Genomic DNA, 20,830 nt, shown 5'->3' on the forward strand with positions numbered 1-20,830 from the left:
AAATATATGCGCAGGAAACGTTCTTATGGAAGTCAATAAACTCTTCCGCCAAGATTTTACTCATGTTCCACCTTTATTCTATTTTCCTTCTATTTCAAATATTTTGCAAGGGAGAATCCAACGATTGTCAGTTAATATCTTTAATGCTTTGGAGAACATTGATTTCGCGGATAACAGGAAGACATTAGTAAAATTTCACGTTTTTTCTTATTAAAAATAAAAATAGCAAAATTATTGCATGCACTTATACAGTATATAGCCTTTTCTGTAAATCTGAGCATTATTTATTGAAAATGTACCACTGTGCAGAGATGTCGTAAAGATAGCCTATTTAGAACTTTTTATTGAATATTCAGATTTTTCCGGCTATATTGGAGCGATGATCAGGTTCGGTTCGTTAAAAGGTATATCATTCCTATATCTCCTATTCCTAAGCTCTCTCTGGTCTATCAATTTTATCGGCAGAACCATCCTCTCCCCTGTCTTACCGTTGATTGAAGATGAGTTCCTCATCAGTCATGCAAAGGCGAGTAGTATTTTTATATTTCTCTCTATCGGCTATGGGATATCGGTGTTTTTGTCCGGGCTGCTTTCCGGGGTATTTGGTTACAAAAAATCCATTATAGTCTCCTTGCTAGTAACAGCCCTTATGTTTTTCCTGATTCCCCTCGTCAAGACCTTTACTTTTCTTTACGTTGTCGCCTTCATTATCGGGATCGCAACAGGCATCTATATCCCGGCTGTTATTCCCCTTATTACCAGCTATTATGAAGAAAATATCTGGAGCAAGACGATTGCAATTCACGATTCGGCTGCTTCAATAGGGGTTTTTGCAGCCCCATTGATTGCCCTTTTTCTCCTTCGTTTTTTCTATTGGCGGGGAGTTTTAGGGATAATGGGTTTTGTTTTTGTGGCTGCTGCAATTACATTCTACTTTCTCTTTAATGAGCTTACAGTCGCCCGTGTTACCAGGGCTGCTTTCGGTAAATTCATCAGAAGGCGGGCACTGTGGATTCTGAGCATCATCTGGGTATTTGCCGCATCAACAAGCATCGGGGTTTATTATGTCACCCCTTTATTTCTTACCAAGGAGCTTCATCTTGATTTAGGATACGCCAACACTATTTTCGGCATATCAAGGCTTGGCGGATTTGTTGTAGCCATTAGTTCAGGTTTTCTGGTTAGTCGGTTCAGTATACGTGCAATCATGGTCTCCATTTTGATTATTTCCGGTGCCTCTACGGCATTTGTAGCATTAGCGGGCATTAAGTTTGTCGGAATAGCCCTTTTTCTCCAGGCAAGTTTCATTTATGGCTTTTTCCCAGCCGGGCTTATAGCGATTTCAAAGATTTTTGATTTAAATGTTCGAGGAATAGCCACCGGTTTTATATTTGGGTTTGGTGTAATCATCGGTTGGGGGGTTACCCCATACCTTCTCGGACTTTCAGGTGATCTGCTGAGCTTCCAGTTTGGCATATTGATACTTGGAATATTGGTTATTATGTCGAGCGGGCTTGTATTTTTTTTAGAAGAATTGAGCCCAAAAACTTCTCACAGGGCATGAATGCCAGCTGAAAGCTGCTATCCGCCTCAATACATACAATAACAATTTATCCTCATGAGACCGGGGGAGATACCTTGTTTGCACTTGAGTCATCATAACAATTTTTGCTATGATATTTACTGGAGGAATCACATGAAACTTGAAGGAAGAGTTGCTTTACTTACAGCAGCAGCCGGCGCAGGCATTGGCCAGGCAGTTGCCAGAACATTCGCCCGGGAAGGCGCCCGCGTTGTAGTGACCGATGCTCATAAAGACCGGTCGATTTCAGTTGCCGAAGCACTCAAGCAAGAATATGGTATTGAAGCCCTCGGCATCGGATGTGATGTAACAAGCCGTAATGATGTGGAACGTTCTGTAAATATTGTGCTTGAGAAATTCGGTCACATAGATATACTCTTCAACAATGCAGGGACAAACCGGCCTGTACAGATAGTGGACATGTCTGACGAGGAATGGGAACTGGTAATAAATGTATCACTGCGTGGAACATTCTATTGCTGCAGAGCAGTCCTGCCTGCCATGATGAAACAGAACTACGGGCGAATCGTGAGCGTCACATCTGTTGCAGCATTCAGGGGACTGAAGGCCGGACATGCCCACTATGCAGCTGCAAAAGCCGGGGTTATGGCATTTACACGATGCCTTGCCGCTGAAGCGGCACAATTCCATATAACTGCGAATACAATTGCGCCGAGTTTTATATATAATGAATTTATTCCCCATATATACCCTGAAGAAGAAATAGAACGGATGTACGAGGAAATACCCTATCCGAGAAAAGGGACGCCACAGGACATTGCGAATACAGCCCTGTTCCTTGTCACCGATGAGGGTGAATATGTTACCGGTCAGACAATATGCGTTACCGGCGGAAGCTGGATGAGATAACCATGCCGCTGACCGACCAGGAGAAAAGGGCTGAAATTGCTTAAGAAACAGAATAATATGATGAAAACCGGCAATACCGTAATAGCACAAAGGAGGCATAGATGATTAACAAATTAAGCCCGGAAGAACTTTACAAGCGTTGTGACCCAAATCTGTTTACATTCAACACAACAAATGAAATAAATGATTTTAAAGGAACTATCGGTCAGGAAAAGGCGCTGCGAGCCATGGATTTCGGGCTTACCATGGATAGTAAAGGATTTAATATCTTTGCCCTTGGGGAGAGCGGGACAGGAAAAATGTCAACCATCCTGGCCCTGCTGAAAGAGAAAGCTTCACAAGAAAAGGTGCCGGATGACTGGTGCTATGTGTTCAATTTCAAAAACCCGGATGCGCCTATAGTCATCCCTCTCAGCTCAGGCATGGGACTTTCCTTTCAAAAAGAAATGGATGGCTTTGTTAAGATACTAAGGATTGAGATACCAAAGGCTTTCGAATCAAAGGAATATGAAGAACAGAAGGGTAAAATCATTGAACAGTTTCAGCAAAAGCAATCGGAATATTTTTCAAAACTTGACGAAGAAGCAAAGACAAGAGGCTTTGCTGTAAAGAGGGGACCGACAGGCGTTATTATTGTGCCCTTGAATGAAAAGGGCGAGATGTTCTCAAAAGAAGAATTCGAGGCCCTTGATGAAACGATTCGAAGACAGATGGAGGAAACAGGCAGGATGCTCCAGGGACAACTGAATGATGCCGTCAGAATTCTCAAGGAAACGGACAAAATAGTAAGAGATATGCTGGCTAAACTTGAAAAGATGATAGCTCTCGATATTGTGGGGCCTCTTGTTGAGGCAATGAAAAAGAAGTATAGCAAAAACGAGAAAATGCTTGCATACCTTGAGGATTTGAAAGAGGAAATATTATCACACCTTGATGAGTTCAAGTCTGTTGGTGAAGAACAACAGCCAACGCCCCTGTCCTTTTTAAAGATGCCGCAGCAGGAAGTCTCCGTTACAAAGTATGCGGTAAACATGTTCGTAAATAACGGTGAAAACAAAGGTGCTCCTGTTGTTTTTGAAAGCAACCCCACATATCTGAACCTCTTCGGCAGGATAGAATACAAGGTGACCTACGGGATGGCAACAACGGATTTTACTCTCATTAAGGCGGGTTCTGTCCATAAGGCAAACGGTGGTTATCTTGTAATCAATGCCACAGACCTTTTAAAGAACCCGTTCTCTTATGATGCACTGAAGAGAGCGCTTAAGAACAGGGAAATAAAAGTAGAGGATATTCTGGAGCAGTACAGAATGATTAGCACCTCTACCCTGAAACCTGAAGCGATACCTCTTAACGTAAAGGTCATCCTCATGGGTAATCCCCAGTTGTACTACCTCCTTTATGCATATGATGAAGAATCGAGGGAGCTTTTCAAGGTTAAGGCCGACTTTGACAGCAGGATTGACAGAACAACGGAAAATATAAATAAGTATGCTGCATTTATTGCACACTGCCAGAAAGAAGAAGCGCTTCTTCCTCTGGACAGGAGTGGGGTTGCAAAGATTATTGAATTCGGCTCCCGTTTTGCCGACCACCAGAACAAGCTGTCTGTGAAGTTCAGCGATATTCTGGATCTGCTCAGGGAATCACATTACTGGGCTCTTAAAGCAGGCAGCAGCATTATCGCAGCAGAACATGTATCCCTTGCAGTAGTGGAAGGTATTTACCGGGTAAACAGGGTTGAGGAAAGACTACGGGAAATGATGCTTGAAGGAACACTTATCGTGGATACGGAAGGCACCAGGATTGGACAGGTGAATGGTCTTGCCGTGCTTGATCTGGGAGATTACAGTTTCGGAAAACCTTCAAGGATAACTGCCAAGACATTTGCCGGAAGAGCCGGGGTTGTAAACATCGAGCGCGAAACAAAGATGAGCGGCAAAATCCACGAAAAAGCAATCATGATTATATCAAGTTATCTCGGTAGTAAATATGCAGTAAAAAAACCTATCAGTCTTTCGGCATCCATTACTTTTGAGCAGCTCTATGAAATGATAGAAGGCGACAGCGCCACCTGCGCCGAATTATATACCCTTCTTAGCAGTATATCCGGGGCACCCCTGAAACAATGTTTTGCCGTAACCGGCTCAATGGATCAGAATGGTGATGTTCAACCGATAGGCGGCGTAAATCAGAAAATTGAAGGCTTTTTTGAGCTTTGCAGGATGCGCGGGCTTGATGGAAGCCATGGCGTGATAATACCGAAGAAAAATGCTTTAAATCTCTTTCTCAAGGAAGAAGTGGTAAATGCAGTAAGGGACGGGAAATTCGCTGTATACACAATTGATAAAATGGAAGAGGGGCTTGAGATACTTACCGGCATATCTGCCGGTGAAATTAACGAATCCGGGGAATATCCGGAAGGCACTATTAATTACCTTGTTGCAAAGAGACTTCTGGAAATATCTGAGGCACTTGAGAAGAAAAAAGACAAGGAGAAAGAAGGGGAAACGGCTGCTTCGAAGGACGGAAATGATAGTTAGGGAGAAGGACAAAAATAGAATTGAGGGTATTGTATGTTTTCTTTGAAAATGAAAGGCATGTTTTTATGCATCCTTTTGGAAAGCCTCTTATTTTTAAACGGTTGCAGTTCTATAAGACTTTTTTTTACAGGAGACTTGATATTAAAGAAATGGAAAAATACGATGGTTATATATTAATTGTTATCAATCAAATAAGAGGAGGTCATAATGACATATAGAATCAAACCCACAGAAACAAACAATGAAGAGTGTGAAGGCATTATCAAAGGGACATATCACGGAGTGTTGTCATTTAGCCATGAAAGCGAGCCCTATGCCGTACCGATTAACCACGCATATGAAGATGGATGCTTTTACTTTCACTGCGCTGTCGGCGGAAAAAAGATTGATTTCATAAAAAGAAACCCATCTGTTGTGTATACCATTATGAAATATTATGGAACTCCGGAGGATTTTAAAAGCAGGAATAATTGTCATGGGAAATGGGAGAGCATAATAGCCTACGGTAATGCAAGGTATGTTGAGGATGAACAGGAACTTCAGGAAATATTAAATAATAAATTCCTGAAATATTACGGGAAAGACAAACGTGAGATATCGCGTTCGTCCCTCCTGGAAACGAGAGTAATAGTGATGGAAGTAAAGAAGATGACAGCAAAAAGAGAATTGGAACCACATCAAAATGAATTTTATGAATGGGAAAAATAGTGACCGAACGGGGACAGTTGTTTTCTTTGCGTTGTCTCCTATGTAAGTCGCTTTTATTTGCTAATTCGTAACTCTGCACAAAAAGTCATATACTCGATTAGTAGGCGCTAAGCGGGCAGTCAACAGCGAATTCTCCTGTTTCATTTTTATCAAAAGTACGCATCAACCGGTTGAACTATAAATGAATTCAAATATCATATTTTAAACGATTATTGCTTTCCGATATCTTACCTTCAATAAAAAGCTGCTCCATTATTGTCTCAATATCTTTTTCATCCATGCGGCCGGAGAACGTATTTTTAAGGTGCGTTGCCAGCGATGATTTTGTTCTGGGCCTTCTGGCAGCAGGTATTTTTGAAAGATTTATTACAACTGCATCTGTGTGGGTAGACTTCGGAGAGCCCTGATCAGAGGCAGGCATCTGTGAAAGATTGACTATACGCTTTACTTTCAAACCCAGGCGGTTTGCATACTGTACTACCGGATCAAAGCCTTTATCTTTCGAGAGAAGGTATATCTCTCCTGCTTTTTCTTTTTCCATACTAAGCCTGCCGAGTTCGAAGATCATATGGAAATCGAGATTATTCTTTCCGTTACCCTCGATCTTGATCCACCTTAAAGCACTGCCAAAAGACTGTGTTGATTCAACAAGTTCAAAAGGTATTTTATTTTGTGATTTGCCGACAAAAAACCAGACTTCCACAATACCCGGGTCTAAGCTGTTTAATGTAAGACCCTGGACATTTTCATAGTCAATCATAAGTATAATTCTCATAGACGCCCCCCCCTTCAGGAATGATTGTATATTATTATAGTTCTCGTGTTAATCAAAAAACTCATCTGCTTTAATTATAGACCCATAGCCTAATGTAATCAACAAAAGAAAAACCTGTGAAACCAATATATTATCAAATAAATCTTACTCCGGGGCCGCGAAGTACGCATGACCCATATTCCGACATCCGGAGATGAAGCCGGGCCAAGAAGGCTTGGAGTAAATCTGACCAGTGACCCTAATTTCTCAACAAAAGACCTCTTTATATCTTAACGGTTTGTGTTACCCGAATGGGCTGATGATCTGTCTTTTCCTATAGACAAATTTGGAATTTGGTAGTAAAATATCCTGTGTTAACAAGCAAGTTGTTATCCTGAATATCATAATAACTTTGTTATCCAATATATCATAAATAACCTTTGGAGGATTTTACCATGGACAAGCTCATGTCAGCTGAACAAGCAGTAAAATTAATAAAGAACGGTGACACCATCAATATTGTGGCGTCCGGTGGTGGTTTTCAGGATGCCGATATGGTTTATGCGGCTCTTGAAAAGAGGTTCCTGGAAACAGGTGAGCCCAAAGACTGTACTTTCGTACATATCACAGGCGTCGGCGGTCGGAATTTTTTACACGGCGAGGGCCGCGAATCAGGCATGGGCTATTTCGCCCACGAAGGTCTGGTTAAAAGGATTGTCGGCGGCCATTGGCGCTGGTCAAGGGTAATGGGTAAACTGGCACTGGATGAAAAAATCGAAGCATACAACCTTCCCCAGGGTGTTCTGTCGCTTCTTATGCGCGAAATTGCCGCACACCGGGTTGGACTCATCACACCTGTAGGACTGAGGACCTGCGTGGATCCTCGAGTTGAAGGCGGAAAATTGAACAAGAGGGCCCAGTCAGAAGACCTCGTCGAACTGATCAATATACACGGCCGCGATATGCTTCTTTACAAGGCTTTCCCAATCAATGTTTGTATTGTCCGTGGTACTACTGCTGATGAAGACGGGAACATATCCGTTGAACTGGAAGCGCTCGACCTGCACATGTTGCAGGCAGCACAGGCAACATTCAACAGCGGCGGAATCATCATTGCCCAGGTAAAGCGTATCGCCAAGAGAGGAACCCTGAATCCCCGCATGGTTCGCGTACCGGCTCACATGGTTACTGCAGTTGTTCAGGATCCCAATCAGTGGCAGACATATAATGCGGAATATGATCCGGGCCTCTGCGGTCATATTAAAGTTCCTGTTAGCGCCATTGCCCCCCTTGAATTCGGACTTCGGAAACTGGTTGCACGTAGGGCTGCCCTGGAACTGAAAGCTGGCGCTGTTGTAAATCTGGGAATCGGTATAGCAGACGGTATCGGAAATGTGGCAAGTGAAGAAGGGGTTATCGATGATTTTATCTTCAGTATCGAGATGGGCATCGTCGGCGGAGTGCCGACCAAAGGTGTACAATTCGGTGGAGCATGGAATCCTGAGTGCATTATGAGCATGCCTTCCCAGTTTGATTTCTATCACGGCGGCGGTTTGGATTTTGGATGTCTGGGCATGGGCCAGATGGACGAAGAAGGAAACGTCAATGTGAGCAGGCTCGGCACGGATATTACCGGCACCGGCGGTTTTATTGACATCTCACAAAATGCGAAAAACGTGGTTTTTTGCGCCCCCTTTATGAACGGTAAGCCACAGATCGAGATGAAGGACGGGAAACTTAGCATCATCAAAGATGGCGCCGGTAGAAAATTCCTGAAAAAGGTAGATCAGATTACCTTCAGCGGCAAATATGCCACTGAAACAAATCAGAACGTAGTTTATGTTACCGAGCGGGCTGTCTTCAAACTGGAGAACGGCAAGGTGGTTCTGAAGGAAATCGCTCCGGGCATAGATTTGCAGAAAGATGTTCTTGCACAAATGGATTTTGCCCCTGTAATTGCCGATGATTTGAAGACCATGGATGCTGCCATTTTCAAACCGGAAAAAATGTTGAAAAACAATCCGGACATCTTCACTGGTTTTCCTAAAAAGCATAAAAAGTATTAAATCAAGAACTTAGACTTGCCGTTAGGGGATATGGGATATTCCCATCCCTTGGCAAGTCCTATTCTTCACAACGTATCATCAACCATGATTTTAACCTGCAAGTTTGTATAGCAAGATTTTTCTTGAAATGCACGGTTACAAGTGATAATCCAATAAAAAGATTGCTTTTACATGAGTGAATCTGTGGCTAACTACCGACTTAGCAACATGATTAACGAATGGAATACGTCTTAATTGAAGGAGGCTCGCTAATGTACGATACGCTTCATTTTGACCTGGACGGGACAATAGGAACACTGACATTGGACGTTCCCGGAAAACTGAACGCCCACACGAAAAAAATGCGGCAGGAACTGCTCCATTTCTGGCGCGAACGTCAAAATAATCAGGACGAGTGTCGTGTCGTGATTATGACCGGAAAAGGAAAGGCCTTTTGCTCCGGTTCGGATATCGACGAGATGGACGACGAGCATCGCCCATTCTACAAACAGAATGTGGAGGAACTCTACGCCTTCCAGAACCAGATCGCAGAGGTAATCCTTATGATGCGGCGCGCCCCGCAACCGATTGTCGGTGCCATACACGGATGGGCTGCAGGCGGAGGATTCAGTTTCGCGCTGGCATGTGACGTCAGGGTTGCCGACCCGACAACCAAATTCCTTGCCGCCTATATCAATATCGGATTAACAGCCGCTGATATGGGCAGCAGCTTCCACTTTCCTCGACAGGTACCCCTTGGAATCGCTGCCGAATACCTTCTGACCGGTGAGACGATGGACGCGGAGACTGCCTACCGTTACGGCCTGGTGAATTACATCGTGCCCGAGGGGCAGGTCATAAAGAAAGCACGGGAGCTGGCGGACAAGATGGTTGCCAAGTCGGTCCTGGGTTTACGGATGACCAAAGAGGCGATCAATCAGAATATCTCGGCCAGCCTGGAGGCGGCGCTTTATCTGGAAAACAGGAACCAGGTGCTCTGTCTCGGCTCGAAACCGATCCAGAACCCGTTCAAGAAGCGGGACGAGAAGTAAAAGTATCGCATAAGGGGCCCTTCTCAGGAATGCCGTATATGCCCCTCATCGTGTCTTGCCAGGCGGCTTTTATGCAAAGGGCTCCTTTTTATTATGATAATTATAGCAATGCAATATAAATTTGAATATCGGCATGTTGATGAATTCGCTGTAGGCCATTTACCTACAAACCATCGGCGCCATCCTTACGGTGTCGGTGGTTACCCGCATTTTCACTCGAAAATCAATAACATGCAATTGATTTAATTAATTTTCTTATTGATTTTTCGCACTGATGGGATTACTTTTCACAAAAAGGGGGTGTCTATGAAAATGTTGCAAGGTGCAATCCAATGCCGGAGATACTTTTCGTGGAGCCCCGTATGCAGCCCGATTCTTTTCCTCACAAGCCTCTTTCTTCTATGCGGCACCGCAATGGCTGACATTACCGACCGCATGGCTGAATGTACAAAAATACCGGATGATGCTGCAAGGTTGAAATGTTTCGATGATCTGACCGGGAGGAATATCCCGGTAAAAACAGCAGTCCCTGCAACAAAAACAGAAGATAAGTCGTCTCAAAAGATTGCCCGGCCTTCGGTAATGTCCGAACATTGGGAATTGGATACCTTGAGCCGGAAAACCTCATCAATTATCAGAATTCATCGGCCTAATTATATTCTGCCGCTTGCATACAATGGATCACCGAATCGTGAGCCTACTCTCGATATGGATAGGCAGGCAAGATCCGAACATACCGAGGCAAAATTTCAGATAAGCTTTAAGATAAAGCTTTGGGAAGATGTGATGAATAAGGATGTGGATCTTTGGTTTGCCTATACCCAGCTTTCTTTCTGGCAGCTATATAACTCAACATTTTCATCCCCTTTTCGTGAAACAGATTATGAACCCGAACTCTTCCTGAATTTCCGTACAGATTACAATCCTTTCGGCCTTGATCTTTTCGGACTGAAGGGGCGTACAGTCAACATAGGCATTGACCATCAATCAAACGGCCGTTCCAGACCGCTTTCACGGAGCTGGAATCGTATTTTTACAAATCTTGGATTTGAGAAAGATAATTTTAATTTATATGTAAAAGCCTGGCACAGACTGCCTGAGAGCTCCCGTGATGACGACAATCCTAATATTGAAAAATATCTGGGGTACGGTGAGATCTTGGGAGCATATTATTGGAATAAACACAAATTCGGCATAATGCTGCGCAACAATCTGCGAACCGCTGACAATAAAGGCGCTATACAGCTTGATTGGGGGTTCCCTTTCCCCTTTATAAAGAACGACCGTTTTTGCGGTTATATACAGTATTTTAACGGCTACGGCGAGAGTCTTCTTGATTATAACGCAAATTCAAATCGCATAAGTATCGGCGTCATACTGGCAGACTGGAATTAAACTGCATCCGGCATTTCAATAATACTCTTGACCGATAACTATATATAAGGCTACAATTTTTACATGGACCTTCCCCGGATCCTGAAGAAATATCGGAAACAGATTATCGAGGAGTGGGTGCATTCCCTGCACACAGCCACCAGTGAGCGCTACAGGGAAAGACCCCTTGAGGAACTGTTTATCACCGTATCCGCAGCCTATGATGCATCCTGTACTGTATTGACAATTAATGATTTTTCCATGATAGACTGCCATATCCAATGGATCACCAATATCCGCCTACGGGGCAGTTTTTCCCTTTCAGAGGTTCAGAATGCCTATGAGTATTTCAGGACAGGTCTTCTCCCTGTGCTTGTAAGGGAACTGAAAGGGCCTATGTTGCAGGATGTTCTCCGGAAATTAAATGGATGTCTGTTTTATACCATAACGAAGTTCAGCGACTATTTTCAATCTTTGCACGAGAGGCAGATAAAGAATTATGCCCAGAACCTTGAAAGAGAGGTGGAGAAAAGGACAAAGGAGCTTGCCGAGTCCGAATCAAAATACCGTGTCCTTGTGGAAGACATAAATGACGGGTATTTTGTAAATCAAAACGGAAAAATAGTGTTTGCAAATCAGGCTTATTGCGATCTGCACGGTTTTACATCTCGTGAAATGATAGGAAAGCCATATACTGAACTGGTAACGCCTAAATCATTGCCTGTGGTGCGGCAACTGTACGAGAGGAGAATGTTAGGCGAAGATTCTGATGAGATGTATATCTATTTCAGACGCCATAAGGACGGAAGCAGTCTGCCGACAGAAAACATGGTAAAGCGCATTATTTATCGGGGTGAACATGCTGTTGCAGGAATCTGCCGGGATATTACCGAACGCATGGAAACAGAAAAAAGGATACGTGAATCAGAACGCCTTGCCCACATCGGAAAACTCACCACTTCACTTGCCCATGAGATAAGGAACCCTCTGTCATCGGTAAAGATGAATATCCAGATAATCTTGAAAAACACGGTATTTAGCGGTAATGACAAGAGACGTATGGAGATAATAGCTAATGAGATATCAAGGCTTGAAGGGATTCTCAATGAAATGCTCGATTTTGCAAGACCGGTCCGGTTGAATCTTGAACCTGCTTCGATAAACGAAGTAATTGACTCCTGTCTTGAAATGATGGAGGCAAAAATCAGGGAAAAAAATATAACTGTTGTTAAAAAATATTCGAAAAAGATTCCTCTTGTTTCAGTGGATCATGAAAAAATGGAACAGGCAATCATTAACATATTGCTTAACTCTGTTGAGGTATTGCAGGAAAAAGGCAGCATAGAAGTCGTGACAAAACAGACGCTGAGAAACAATAAGGCTATAAAAGTAGAAATCTCCGACAACGGACCGGGAATAAGCACATCGGATCTCCCGTATATCTTTGACCCCTTTTTCAGCAACAAGAAGAAGGGTACCGGTCTCGGTCTCTCGAACGTGAAAAAGATAATAGAGGCTCACGGAGGGGTGGAAAGCGTTAATTTGCGAAAACCGCAGGGCATACGCTTCTCCTTCACTGTACCCTTCAGGGAGATTAATTGAAAAGAAAAAAAATCCTCATCATAGATGATGAACATTCTTTGCTTGAATCTCTGGATATGTTTCTTACCGAAAAAGGTTATGCAATAGAATGCGCCACTACAGCGGCAGAGGGTTTTGAAAAAAGCGATTCCTTCAACCCGGACGTGACCATTCTGGATATCCATCTCCCTGATATGGACGGCCTCGAGGTGCTGGAAAAGCTGAGGCGTAATGATAAGAAAAATATAATTATTATAACGGCATTCCATGATATGGATACGACAATAAAAGCGGTAAAATCAGGTGCCTTCGAATATATCCCAAAACCTATAGATGTGGAAGAACTCGAAAAAGCTATCGCCAGGGCAATGAAATGTTCGAGTACTGCTCACAGCGCCGATGCCACACCAGTTCCTCCTTTTGTTTATCAAGAGGGAAAGATCATCGGTAAAAGCAGGGTGATGAAGGAGATTTTTAAAACCATCGGTGTACTCTCAGAAAACAGGGTTACGGTTCTCATAGAGGGTGAGACAGGCACTGGAAAGGAGCTAATAGCACGAGCAGTCCATTACCATAGTCCATTCAGAAATCATCCTCTCCGCATTATTAACTGCTCGGCCATAGTGGGTACGCTACTGGAAAGCGAACTTTTCGGTCATGAGCAGGGGTCTTTTACCGGTGCCTCTTATACCAAAAAGGGGAAATTTGAGCTTGCCGGAGAAGGAACTATCTTTCTCGATGAGGTAGGGGAGATACCCCTTGAACTCCAATCGAAACTCTTACGTTTTCTTCAGGAGAAAGAATTTGAACGTATAGGCGGTGAAAAGAAGATTAAATCGAATGCACGGGTGATTGCGGCAACAAACAGGGATTTATGGAAAATGGTTCAGGACGGCAATTTCAGAGAGGATCTGTATTACAGGCTCAGCGTTGCAACAATAAAGCTCCCTCCTCTGAGAGAACGAAAACCGGATATCCCTCTCTTAATGGAATATATATTGAAGAAGATAAATCATGAGTTAAAGAAGGGTATTAAGAAAGTCGAACAGGAAGCTGCCCGGCAGATGCTGGAATATGACTGGCCCGGCAATGTGAGAGAACTGGAAAATGTCCTTACCCATGCTGCAATAAATACTCAGGGAGAGGTTATCCTGGAGGAGCTTATAACCCCTCTTCTTGGTAAAAGAGTGGTGAAAGAAACAAATGAAAAGGAAACATCACACGAACAAAGCCTTCAGAACATAGAAAAAGAATATATTATAAAAATATTGGACCGCACACACTGGCATCTTGGAAAAACATGCAAACTGCTTGATATGTCCCGTCCGACTCTACGCAACAAGCTCAAAACCTATGGCATCTCCCCCAATGGGAAATGATCTACCCCGCTGTAGTTTGCGGGGCAATGAATCACCCCTCGGCAAAACTCTTAAGATATTGGTAAGAAATGCTGAATAGATTCGTTTTTCAAAGCAATCTTCGAGCTATGAACCAGCGGGGCAAAACCATTTGAAAATTTTTTTCAAAAAGTAAAATAATATTTCAGTAGATTGAAAATTTGTATACATTTATATTAAATGCTATATTGATATAATTGGATATTTTAATAAAATTTCCTGGCATAGTTATTGCTTGTTGATATAACAGCCAGATAACATAAATATTTAAACAGGGTTTTACTGAAAAAATTAAAAGGGGGTTCAAATGAAGAAGCTGATGTATTTTTCTATCTTTTTCCTGTTTATAATTTCTTGTTTTATCGGCCCATCAATTGCCGCAGAAAAACCGGTAATAATAGGGGCACCTCTTTCTACGGCCTTTCTCTATGGATGGGATGCCGAGAGGGGAATTAAACTTGCCGTCGATGAAATAAATGCTAAGGGCGGTGTAGTCGTTGGCGGGAAGAAAAGGCCCTTTCAGGTTGAAGTAATCGATACAAGGGACCTTGAGGCTGGCGTTCCGGTGAGCGAGGCACTTCTTGCCCTTGAAAAGCTTATCCTTGAGAAAAAAGCGGATTTTATCATCGGAGGGCCTGTCCGTTCCGAAGCAGCCCTGGCAGCTATGGATCTTTTGAACAAGCACAAAAAGGTAAGCATCCTCACTACAGGGGTTCTCACGCCCGCCTACACCAAAAGAGTGGAAGAGAACTACGGGAAATATAAATACTGCTTCAGAAATACAAGCCATGTGCCTGTGATGATGAAGGAGTTTATCGCGTTGCTCGAAGACCTTAAAAAGGGACATAATTTTACCAAAGCATATATCATGGTACAGGACGTGGCCCATGCGCGTGGCGGCGGAGAATTTATGAAAAAGGCGCTGGCTGAGAAAGGCTGGGAAGTGATCGACATGAAGATATACCCCACAGGGACCAATGATTATTCTGTCGGCCTTTCAGACGCAAACAAAAAGGGCGCACAGATACTTTTCCTATGGATGGATATGCCTGAAAGCGCTGTGCTGCTAAAACAGTGGAGCGATATGAAGTTAAAATGCCTCCCCATAGGGTTTGTGAATGCGGCCGAGCAGCCGGGGTTCTGGAAGGCAACCGGTGGAAAGGGCGAGTATCTTATCGTAAACCTTGTCAATGGCGGCAACGCCCCGGCAAAGATCACTCCCTGGACTATGAAATTTTCTGATGCATATAAGAAAAAATGGGGACTTGAACCTGAAGGATACGGGACATCATCGAGCTATATGGCAGTATACCAGCTTAAGGATGCCATCGAAAAAGCAAACAGCACAGATTCTGAGGCTGTCATAACAGCATTGGAAAACCTCGATATCATGGGAGTATACGGAAGAATGCGCTTTGATAAAAAATCACACCAGATTATACCATCTTTTGACGCTAAAGAAGGAGCAGTAACAGGTATCATACAATGGCAGGCAGGCAAAAGGATCCAGATATTCCCTCCGAAATATGCTGAGGGAAAGGTTTTATTACCGCCCTGGATGAAGTAATATCAATAAAAGAGTGGTAGAGACGCGATTTTGCGTCTCTACCATACAGGGGTCGACCCCCTACGGGGGGGATATTGTGAGCCCCGGTGGATTAAAGTGTCAGAGCGATAAATAGCTCACACGGTGAGCGAGAAAGGGTGGCCGGGGTACCCACCACAGTGGGTCGAGATTTGCTGGTGGAGGGGGCAACGTGAGCCCCATAAAATAAAAGGAGCAGATGTGGAAATACTCATTTATGGCATTATAAACAGCATTACTCTGTCTCTTCTGTCTTTGGGATTTGCGCTGGTATACAGTATAAGCAGGGTACCTAATTTTGCCCACGGCGCCCTCTATATTATGGCAGGTTATATAACATGGCTGTTTCTCAACAAATTTATCGCCTTTCCTTATCCCCTTGCCATCATCCTGGCAATTGGCCTGACAAGTCTCGTAGGCGCTCTGATCTACCGTTTTGTACTAATCAGGATAAGAGGCATGGAAATCTCCGAGATCATTGCCACATACGCAATAGGTCTTGCTATCCTGGAAGGCCTGCGGTGGGGAGGGCTAAGAGGCATGACATTTACTCTTCCTCCTTTTATTCCAGGCTCTATGCAGATCTTCGGAGCCAATATTGATTATCAGAGAATCATCATTGTCGGATCAGGCATCCTCATCTTTGCCCTGCTTTACCTGTTTACACATTTCAACAAGATCGGCCTTGCATTAAGGGGGATTGCCCAGGATGAAAGGGCGGCCATGATGCTCGGTATAGATTCCGATATGACAGCCATAATCTCCCTTGCAATCGGTTCGGGGCTTGCCGGTTTTGCAGCAATACTCCTTCTGCCACTTGGGAGCATCATCGTAGAAGCGGGATACAATGTCCTTATCTTTGCAATAGCGGTCTGTGTTATCGGAGGACTGGGGAGCTGGGGAGGGACTGTAGTTGCTTCATTTATCATAGGCTTTGCCCAGATTCTTACAGAAGCCTTTCTTTCTTCACACTACCAGATGGTCGTGGCCCTGCTTGCTATCATCATCACCCTGTTGATCAAGCCTTCAGGGATATTCGGAAAGCAGAAAGAACTGGAGGAGAGGGTATAGTCTATGGATAAACAATCGATGAGAAAAGAAAGAATTGACAGAGGATTGAAGGTAAGAACCGAAGGGATATATGCGATCTCATCGGCACGGGAAATCCTTTATCTTCTGGGCCCGAGGCTGTTATTGATTGGAGGGATTATTCTGCTTCCCTTTGTGCTTGAACTTGCTCCGTATTGGAAAAGAGTTATAAATATTATGTGCGTTTATGCGCTGCTTGCCCTGTCTTTTGACTTTCTTTCAAATTATGTCGGGCTTGTCTGCCTTGGCGGGGCCTTTTTCACCGGCGTTGGAGGATATCTATCAGCCATATTTAATGTTTACCTGGGTTTGCCCATATATCTTTCCATTCCCCTTGCAACAGTTGTCGGCGCCGCACTGTGCACAGTGCTCCTGCTGCCCTGCCTGCCCTTACGTGGGGTCTATTTTGCAATAATTACCCTGATGTATCCCCTCCTGCTTACCCGTGTCATAGAAGCACTAAATATCCTCGGAGGAACAAACGGGATAACCGGTCTGGACAGTTTTCCAAACGCGTATGTCGAACAATATGCAATCATCATCATGATGCTGGTTTTTCTCTTCGGGATGAGGCGGTTTGTCAATCAGGATATAGGGCTTGTATTAAGAGGTGTAAAAGACAACGACCAGTCAGTCAGGGCATCGGGAATAAATGTTACCCATATGAAGCTGCTTGCAGTATTTGTGGCATCATTTATCGGGTGCTTCAGCGGGGCTTATGTGGCTCATCTGTATATGTGGGCAGGTCTTTCTCTGTTTGCCCTTGATTTTTCAATTATACCGATAGCTTCTGTTGTTATCGGCGGAGGGGGAACGTTAGTAGGTGCTCTTATAGGAAGTTTTATTCTTGTCCCTCTCAGCGAAATTTTAAGGGCCTTCGGCTCCTTCAGAATTGTTATTTACTGTGCTATATTAACAGGTTTTATCGTTTTTAAGAGTGAGGGTATAATGGTTTATCTCCAGAGGAAATATCATCAATTTGAAAGATGGGTGAAAGTATGAGCGCCGAACCTGTCCTGTCAATTAAAGGCATCTCAAAGACTTTCGGAGGACTAACGGCGCTCTCTGATGTGAGCTTTGATATTCAGCAGGGAGATGTTTTCGGGATTATCGGGCCGAACGGGTCCGGCAAGACCACCCTTATAAATTGTATAACCGGTTTCATAAAGCCTGGGTCGGGTCATGTATTTTTTAAAGGAAAAGAGATTACAGCATGGCAGCCCCATAAGATAGCACACGTCGGCATTGCGAGGACGTTTCAGATTATGAGACCATACTATTCGCTCCCTGCATATAAGAATCTTATCATACCCCTGTGGTCTCCGAGGGCGCGAAAGACGGGCGGATGGCGAGGCGGAGGAAAACACGGCGACAGGGATACCGTTGCCGTTGACATCCTTGAAGAAATCGGATTTGAAAGGGACTCGAGAGTTCCATACAAGCTTGCATCAGCCCTGCCTACAGGCTACCTGAAGCGCCTTGAACTCGCACGGTGTATGGCATTGAGACCTGAGATCATATTTTGCGACGAGGTTTTTTCAGGCTTAAGCATGAGCGAGATTGCCGGAATGCTACCCCTGATCGAAAAGATGAAAACAGAGGGCATAACCCTTATCATGGTCGAGCATAGATTAAGAGAGCTTTTCCGGGTTGCCAACAGGGTCATGGCACTGAATTTCGGTGAGAAGATAGTTGAGGGTGAGCCTAATTTTGTTATTGAGGACAAGCGGGTAAGAGAGGCATACCTTGGTAGTGAAGAGGTATAGATCGAAAATGAAAGGTGAAAAGTGAAAAGTAAAACAGAAAAAACAAAGAGGAAATCGAGAAATGCTTGAAGCCTTTGAATTGATGGTTTTTTATGAGAATATGATTGCCCTCAACAATGTAAGCATCAAATGCGATGAGGGTAGTATTATCGGGATATTCGGTTCCAACAGTGCCGGCAAAAGCACGCTTATGTATGCTTTATCAGGCATTATTCTGGATATTAAAAAGAAAGAGGAAATGCGGGGTGGAGAACGAATATCTGTATATGGGAGAATCTTTCTCGACGGAAAAGATGTTACGACGCTCAAGCCACACCAGAGGGCAAAGGCCGGGATTGTCCTGTGCCCGGAGCGCAGGCGCATATTCGCTGAAAGCTCGGTTTTGGAGAACCTGAAAATTGGTGCCTATCTTGCCAATGCAAGAGAAACTAAATCGAATCTCGAGTATGTCCTGAACCTCTTTCCCAGGTTAAAGGACCACCTGCATCGGCAGGGGGGCTTTTTAAGCGGTGGAGAACAACAGATGCTCGCTATCGGAAGGGCGCTTATGGCTAATCCGAAGATCCTGCTGCTTGACGAACCCCTCCTCGGTTTAAGTCCGGCATATCAGGAAATTGTTATCAATGGCACAAAAGAGATTCGTGATACAAAAGGCATCAGTGTAATTATAACGGAGCAGTATGCAAGGCCTGTTATACCTATTATTGATCAAGGATATATACTTGAAAACGGTTCGAGCGTCCTTTCCGGGTCTGGAGAAGAACTTATGGATAACCCGGACGTAAAATCTGCATACTTTGGTGTGTGAGGGGTCTATCTATGGGATCATTTGATGAGGAAAAAACATTTACCCGTTTTAGTGAAAATTGCAAGAAATATGCTTCCAAAATAGCCATTGTTTATCTTGGGCAGGAGTTTACCTATGGATATCTGGAGACACTCATAGATAAATTTGCAACAGGACTTGCCGATCTTGGGGTAAAAAAACAGGATAAGATAATGCTTTACATCTCCAACTGTCCCCAATGGATCATTGCAAATTTTGCCATCAATAAGATCGGGGCTGTAGTTGTGCCGGTATCTCCCATATACACGACTTTTGAGATTGAATATATGATAAGAGATGCGGGCATAGAGACAGTCATATGTCTCGATACAAATTTCGTATATGTAAAAGAGATAATGGAGAAAACAGATCTCAAGCGGGTGATTGTTACAAACCTTGTTGATTTTGTATCCCCGGTGAAGCGGCTTATCGGTTTTATGTTCGATAAAATTCCCCATGGAAATGTCCAAAAGGGTGATAAAATCTACTTTTTTAAAGATATCGTAAGGAAAAGCTGGCCAAGACCGCCGCAAGTCGAGATTGATCCGATGAATGACCTTTCTTATATAATGTACACTGGCGGTACTACCGGTTTTCCGAAAGGCGTGCCGGGTAACCACATCGGAGAAGTCTCATATATCAACGACATTATGGAAGATGTTATTAAGGATTATGTTGATGAAGGAAACGATGCCGTGCTGATGGTAAACCCCCTATTCCATATCATGGCAAAAGGCTTCTCTATAGCCTTCGGGTTCAATTTCGGGAATACGGTTATATTGATGCCGTTACCCGAGGTTGATCCTGTGCTTTCTGCAATTGAGAGGTACAGAGTAAAATGGATGCTCGGGGTTCCGGCACTATACCGAATGATGCTTGAGAACGACAGGATTGACCAGTATGACCTGGGTTCGCTCCGCTACTGTTATTGCGGCGGCGATGTCCTGCCTGCCGAGGTATTTAAGTCCTGGAAAGAAAAATACAATATACCGCTTTACCAGGTGTACGGTTCTACGGAAATAGGCCATGTTGCCTACAGTCCACTTAACAAAGAACCGTCCGCTACAACGATCGGAATACCTTTAAAAACAAGAAAATCCATTGTTTGTGACAGGGAAACCCTCGAAAAAGTCCAGCCAGGCGAACTGGGGGAACTCCTTGTTACTTCCCCCTACACAATCAAGCAATATATAAACAAACCGGAAGAAACAGAATATTGCTATATCAACATTGATGGAGACACCTACTACCGGATGGGCGATTTTGTAAAGATGAACGAAGGTGGTGAGCTTGAATTCGTCGAAAGGACTGCCGACATCATCAAATATAAGGCTTACAGGGTCTCGGCATCAGAGGTTGAAGCTGCCCTGCAGGATCATCCGACGGTAATCGGCGCCTGTGTTATTGGTATCCCTGACCCGAAAGTAGGTGAGAGGATAAAAGCCATTGTTGTGCTGAAAGATGATGCCAAGGGCATCGGGAGCACTGAGCTGATAAAATGGTGCAGGGATAGGCTTGCTCCTTACAAGGTCCCCGGCTACATAGAGTTCAGAGATATGCTCCCGAAATCAAAGGTTGGGAAACTGCTCCGTCGTGAGATCAGGGACGAAGAAAAGCGAAAAATGGAGAAAGAAAAGAAGCGGGTATAATGCAACTTT

At 43.9% G+C, this 20,830-nt stretch carries 16 protein-coding genes; 15 read left to right on the plus strand and 1 reads right to left on the minus strand.

The window, feature by feature from the left end; translation table 11 throughout:
* The first annotated feature begins 379 nt into the window (after positions 1–379).
* From NT010_04335 to NT010_04350, 4 genes are all read left to right on the plus strand, one after another.
* Positions 380–1,564, plus strand: a complete 1,185-nt coding sequence (locus NT010_04335; GenBank protein ID MCX5805283.1) for an MFS transporter — start codon at positions 380–382, stop codon at positions 1,562–1,564.
* Positions 1,565–1,696: 132 nt separating this feature from the next.
* A complete protein-coding gene (locus NT010_04340; protein ID MCX5805284.1) occupies positions 1,697–2,452 on the plus strand; it encodes an SDR family NAD(P)-dependent oxidoreductase in 756 nt (251 codons plus the stop codon).
* A 101-nt stretch (positions 2,453–2,553) separates the two neighbouring features.
* A complete protein-coding gene (locus NT010_04345) occupies positions 2,554–4,995 on the plus strand; it encodes an ATP-binding protein (GenBank protein MCX5805285.1) in 2,442 nt (813 codons plus the stop codon).
* Positions 4,996–5,202: 207 nt separating this feature from the next.
* Positions 5,203–5,703 carry a pyridoxamine 5'-phosphate oxidase family protein gene (locus NT010_04350; GenBank protein MCX5805286.1) on the plus strand — a complete coding sequence of 167 codons (501 nt, stop codon included), beginning with the start codon at positions 5,203–5,205 and terminating at the stop codon, positions 5,701–5,703.
* Positions 5,704–5,890: 187 nt separating this feature from the next.
* Here the strand turns inward: NT010_04350 and NT010_04355 are convergent, their stop codons facing one another.
* Positions 5,891–6,478, minus strand: a complete 588-nt coding sequence (locus NT010_04355; GenBank protein ID MCX5805287.1) for a PIN domain-containing protein — start codon at positions 6,476–6,478, stop codon at positions 5,891–5,893.
* 434 nt (positions 6,479–6,912) lie between these two features.
* Here NT010_04355 and NT010_04360 point away from each other — a divergent pair, with 434 nt between their 5' ends.
* The 11 genes from NT010_04360 to NT010_04410 all read left to right on the plus strand — a co-directional run bounded on the left by NT010_04360 (position 6,913) and on the right by NT010_04410 (position 20,821).
* Positions 6,913–8,523 carry an acyl CoA:acetate/3-ketoacid CoA transferase gene (locus tag NT010_04360; protein MCX5805288.1) on the plus strand — a complete coding sequence of 537 codons (1,611 nt, stop codon included), beginning with the start codon at positions 6,913–6,915 and terminating at the stop codon, positions 8,521–8,523.
* A 251-nt stretch (positions 8,524–8,774) separates the two neighbouring features.
* Positions 8,775–9,554, plus strand: a complete 780-nt coding sequence (locus tag NT010_04365; protein ID MCX5805289.1) for an enoyl-CoA hydratase/isomerase family protein — start codon at positions 8,775–8,777, stop codon at positions 9,552–9,554.
* Positions 9,555–9,860: 306 nt separating this feature from the next.
* Positions 9,861–10,949 carry a phospholipase A gene (locus NT010_04370; GenBank protein MCX5805290.1) on the plus strand — a complete coding sequence of 363 codons (1,089 nt, stop codon included), beginning with the start codon at positions 9,861–9,863 and terminating at the stop codon, positions 10,947–10,949.
* Positions 10,950–11,012: 63 nt separating this feature from the next.
* Positions 11,013–12,530 carry a PAS domain S-box protein gene (locus NT010_04375; GenBank protein ID MCX5805291.1) on the plus strand — a complete coding sequence of 506 codons (1,518 nt, stop codon included), beginning with the start codon at positions 11,013–11,015 and terminating at the stop codon, positions 12,528–12,530.
* On the plus strand, positions 12,527–13,888 hold the full coding sequence (locus tag NT010_04380; protein MCX5805292.1) for a sigma-54 dependent transcriptional regulator: 1,362 nt from the start codon (positions 12,527–12,529) through the stop codon (positions 13,886–13,888). The genes NT010_04375 and NT010_04380 overlap by 4 nt, the downstream gene beginning before the upstream one ends.
* A gap of 325 nt (positions 13,889–14,213) precedes the next feature.
* On the plus strand, positions 14,214–15,473 hold the full coding sequence (locus NT010_04385; GenBank protein MCX5805293.1) for an ABC transporter substrate-binding protein: 1,260 nt from the start codon (positions 14,214–14,216) through the stop codon (positions 15,471–15,473).
* Positions 15,474–15,692: 219 nt separating this feature from the next.
* Positions 15,693–16,562 carry a branched-chain amino acid ABC transporter permease gene (locus NT010_04390; protein MCX5805294.1) on the plus strand — a complete coding sequence of 290 codons (870 nt, stop codon included), beginning with the start codon at positions 15,693–15,695 and terminating at the stop codon, positions 16,560–16,562.
* A gap of 3 nt (positions 16,563–16,565) precedes the next feature.
* On the plus strand, positions 16,566–17,582 hold the full coding sequence (locus NT010_04395; GenBank protein MCX5805295.1) for a branched-chain amino acid ABC transporter permease: 1,017 nt from the start codon (positions 16,566–16,568) through the stop codon (positions 17,580–17,582).
* Entirely contained in the window at positions 17,579–18,346 is a 768-nt protein-coding gene (locus NT010_04400; protein MCX5805296.1) for an ABC transporter ATP-binding protein, read from the plus strand. Before NT010_04395 ends, NT010_04400 begins: the two co-directional genes overlap by 4 nt.
* 61 nt (positions 18,347–18,407) lie before the next feature.
* Positions 18,408–19,154: an ATP-binding cassette domain-containing protein gene (locus tag NT010_04405; protein ID MCX5805297.1), complete on the plus strand. Its 747-nt coding sequence runs from the start codon at positions 18,408–18,410 to the stop codon at positions 19,152–19,154.
* An 11-nt stretch (positions 19,155–19,165) separates the two neighbouring features.
* On the plus strand, positions 19,166–20,821 hold the full coding sequence (locus NT010_04410) for a class I adenylate-forming enzyme family protein (protein MCX5805298.1): 1,656 nt from the start codon (positions 19,166–19,168) through the stop codon (positions 20,819–20,821).
* The last annotated feature ends 9 nt before the right edge of the window (positions 20,822–20,830 follow it).

The organism is Pseudomonadota bacterium (assembly GCA_026388275.1).
Classification (GTDB): domain Bacteria; phylum Desulfobacterota; class Syntrophorhabdia; order Syntrophorhabdales; family Syntrophorhabdaceae; genus JAPLKB01.

Excerpts from the sequence above, each read along its gene's own strand:
- NT010_04335 (MCX5805283.1), top strand. The coding sequence starts at position 380 with ATGATCAGGTTCGGTTCGTTAAAAGGTATATCATTCCTATATCTCCTA.
- NT010_04340 (MCX5805284.1), top strand. The coding sequence starts at position 1,697 with ATGAAACTTGAAGGAAGAGTTGCTTTACTTACAGCAGCAGCCGGCGCA.
- NT010_04345 (MCX5805285.1), top strand. The coding sequence starts at position 2,554 with ATGATTAACAAATTAAGCCCGGAAGAACTTTACAAGCGTTGTGACCCA.
- NT010_04350 (MCX5805286.1), top strand. The coding sequence starts at position 5,203 with ATGACATATAGAATCAAACCCACAGAAACAAACAATGAAGAGTGTGAA.
- NT010_04355 (MCX5805287.1), bottom strand. The coding sequence starts at position 6,478 with ATGAGAATTATACTTATGATTGACTATGAAAATGTCCAGGGTCTTACA.
- NT010_04360 (MCX5805288.1), top strand. The coding sequence starts at position 6,913 with ATGGACAAGCTCATGTCAGCTGAACAAGCAGTAAAATTAATAAAGAAC.
- NT010_04365 (MCX5805289.1), top strand. The coding sequence starts at position 8,775 with ATGTACGATACGCTTCATTTTGACCTGGACGGGACAATAGGAACACTG.
- NT010_04370 (MCX5805290.1), top strand. The coding sequence starts at position 9,861 with ATGAAAATGTTGCAAGGTGCAATCCAATGCCGGAGATACTTTTCGTGG.
- NT010_04375 (MCX5805291.1), top strand. The coding sequence starts at position 11,013 with ATGGACCTTCCCCGGATCCTGAAGAAATATCGGAAACAGATTATCGAG.
- NT010_04385 (MCX5805293.1), top strand. The coding sequence starts at position 14,214 with ATGAAGAAGCTGATGTATTTTTCTATCTTTTTCCTGTTTATAATTTCT.
- NT010_04395 (MCX5805295.1), top strand. The coding sequence starts at position 16,566 with ATGGATAAACAATCGATGAGAAAAGAAAGAATTGACAGAGGATTGAAG.
- NT010_04400 (MCX5805296.1), top strand. The coding sequence starts at position 17,579 with ATGAGCGCCGAACCTGTCCTGTCAATTAAAGGCATCTCAAAGACTTTC.
- NT010_04405 (MCX5805297.1), top strand. The coding sequence starts at position 18,408 with ATGCTTGAAGCCTTTGAATTGATGGTTTTTTATGAGAATATGATTGCC.
- NT010_04410 (MCX5805298.1), top strand. The coding sequence starts at position 19,166 with ATGGGATCATTTGATGAGGAAAAAACATTTACCCGTTTTAGTGAAAAT.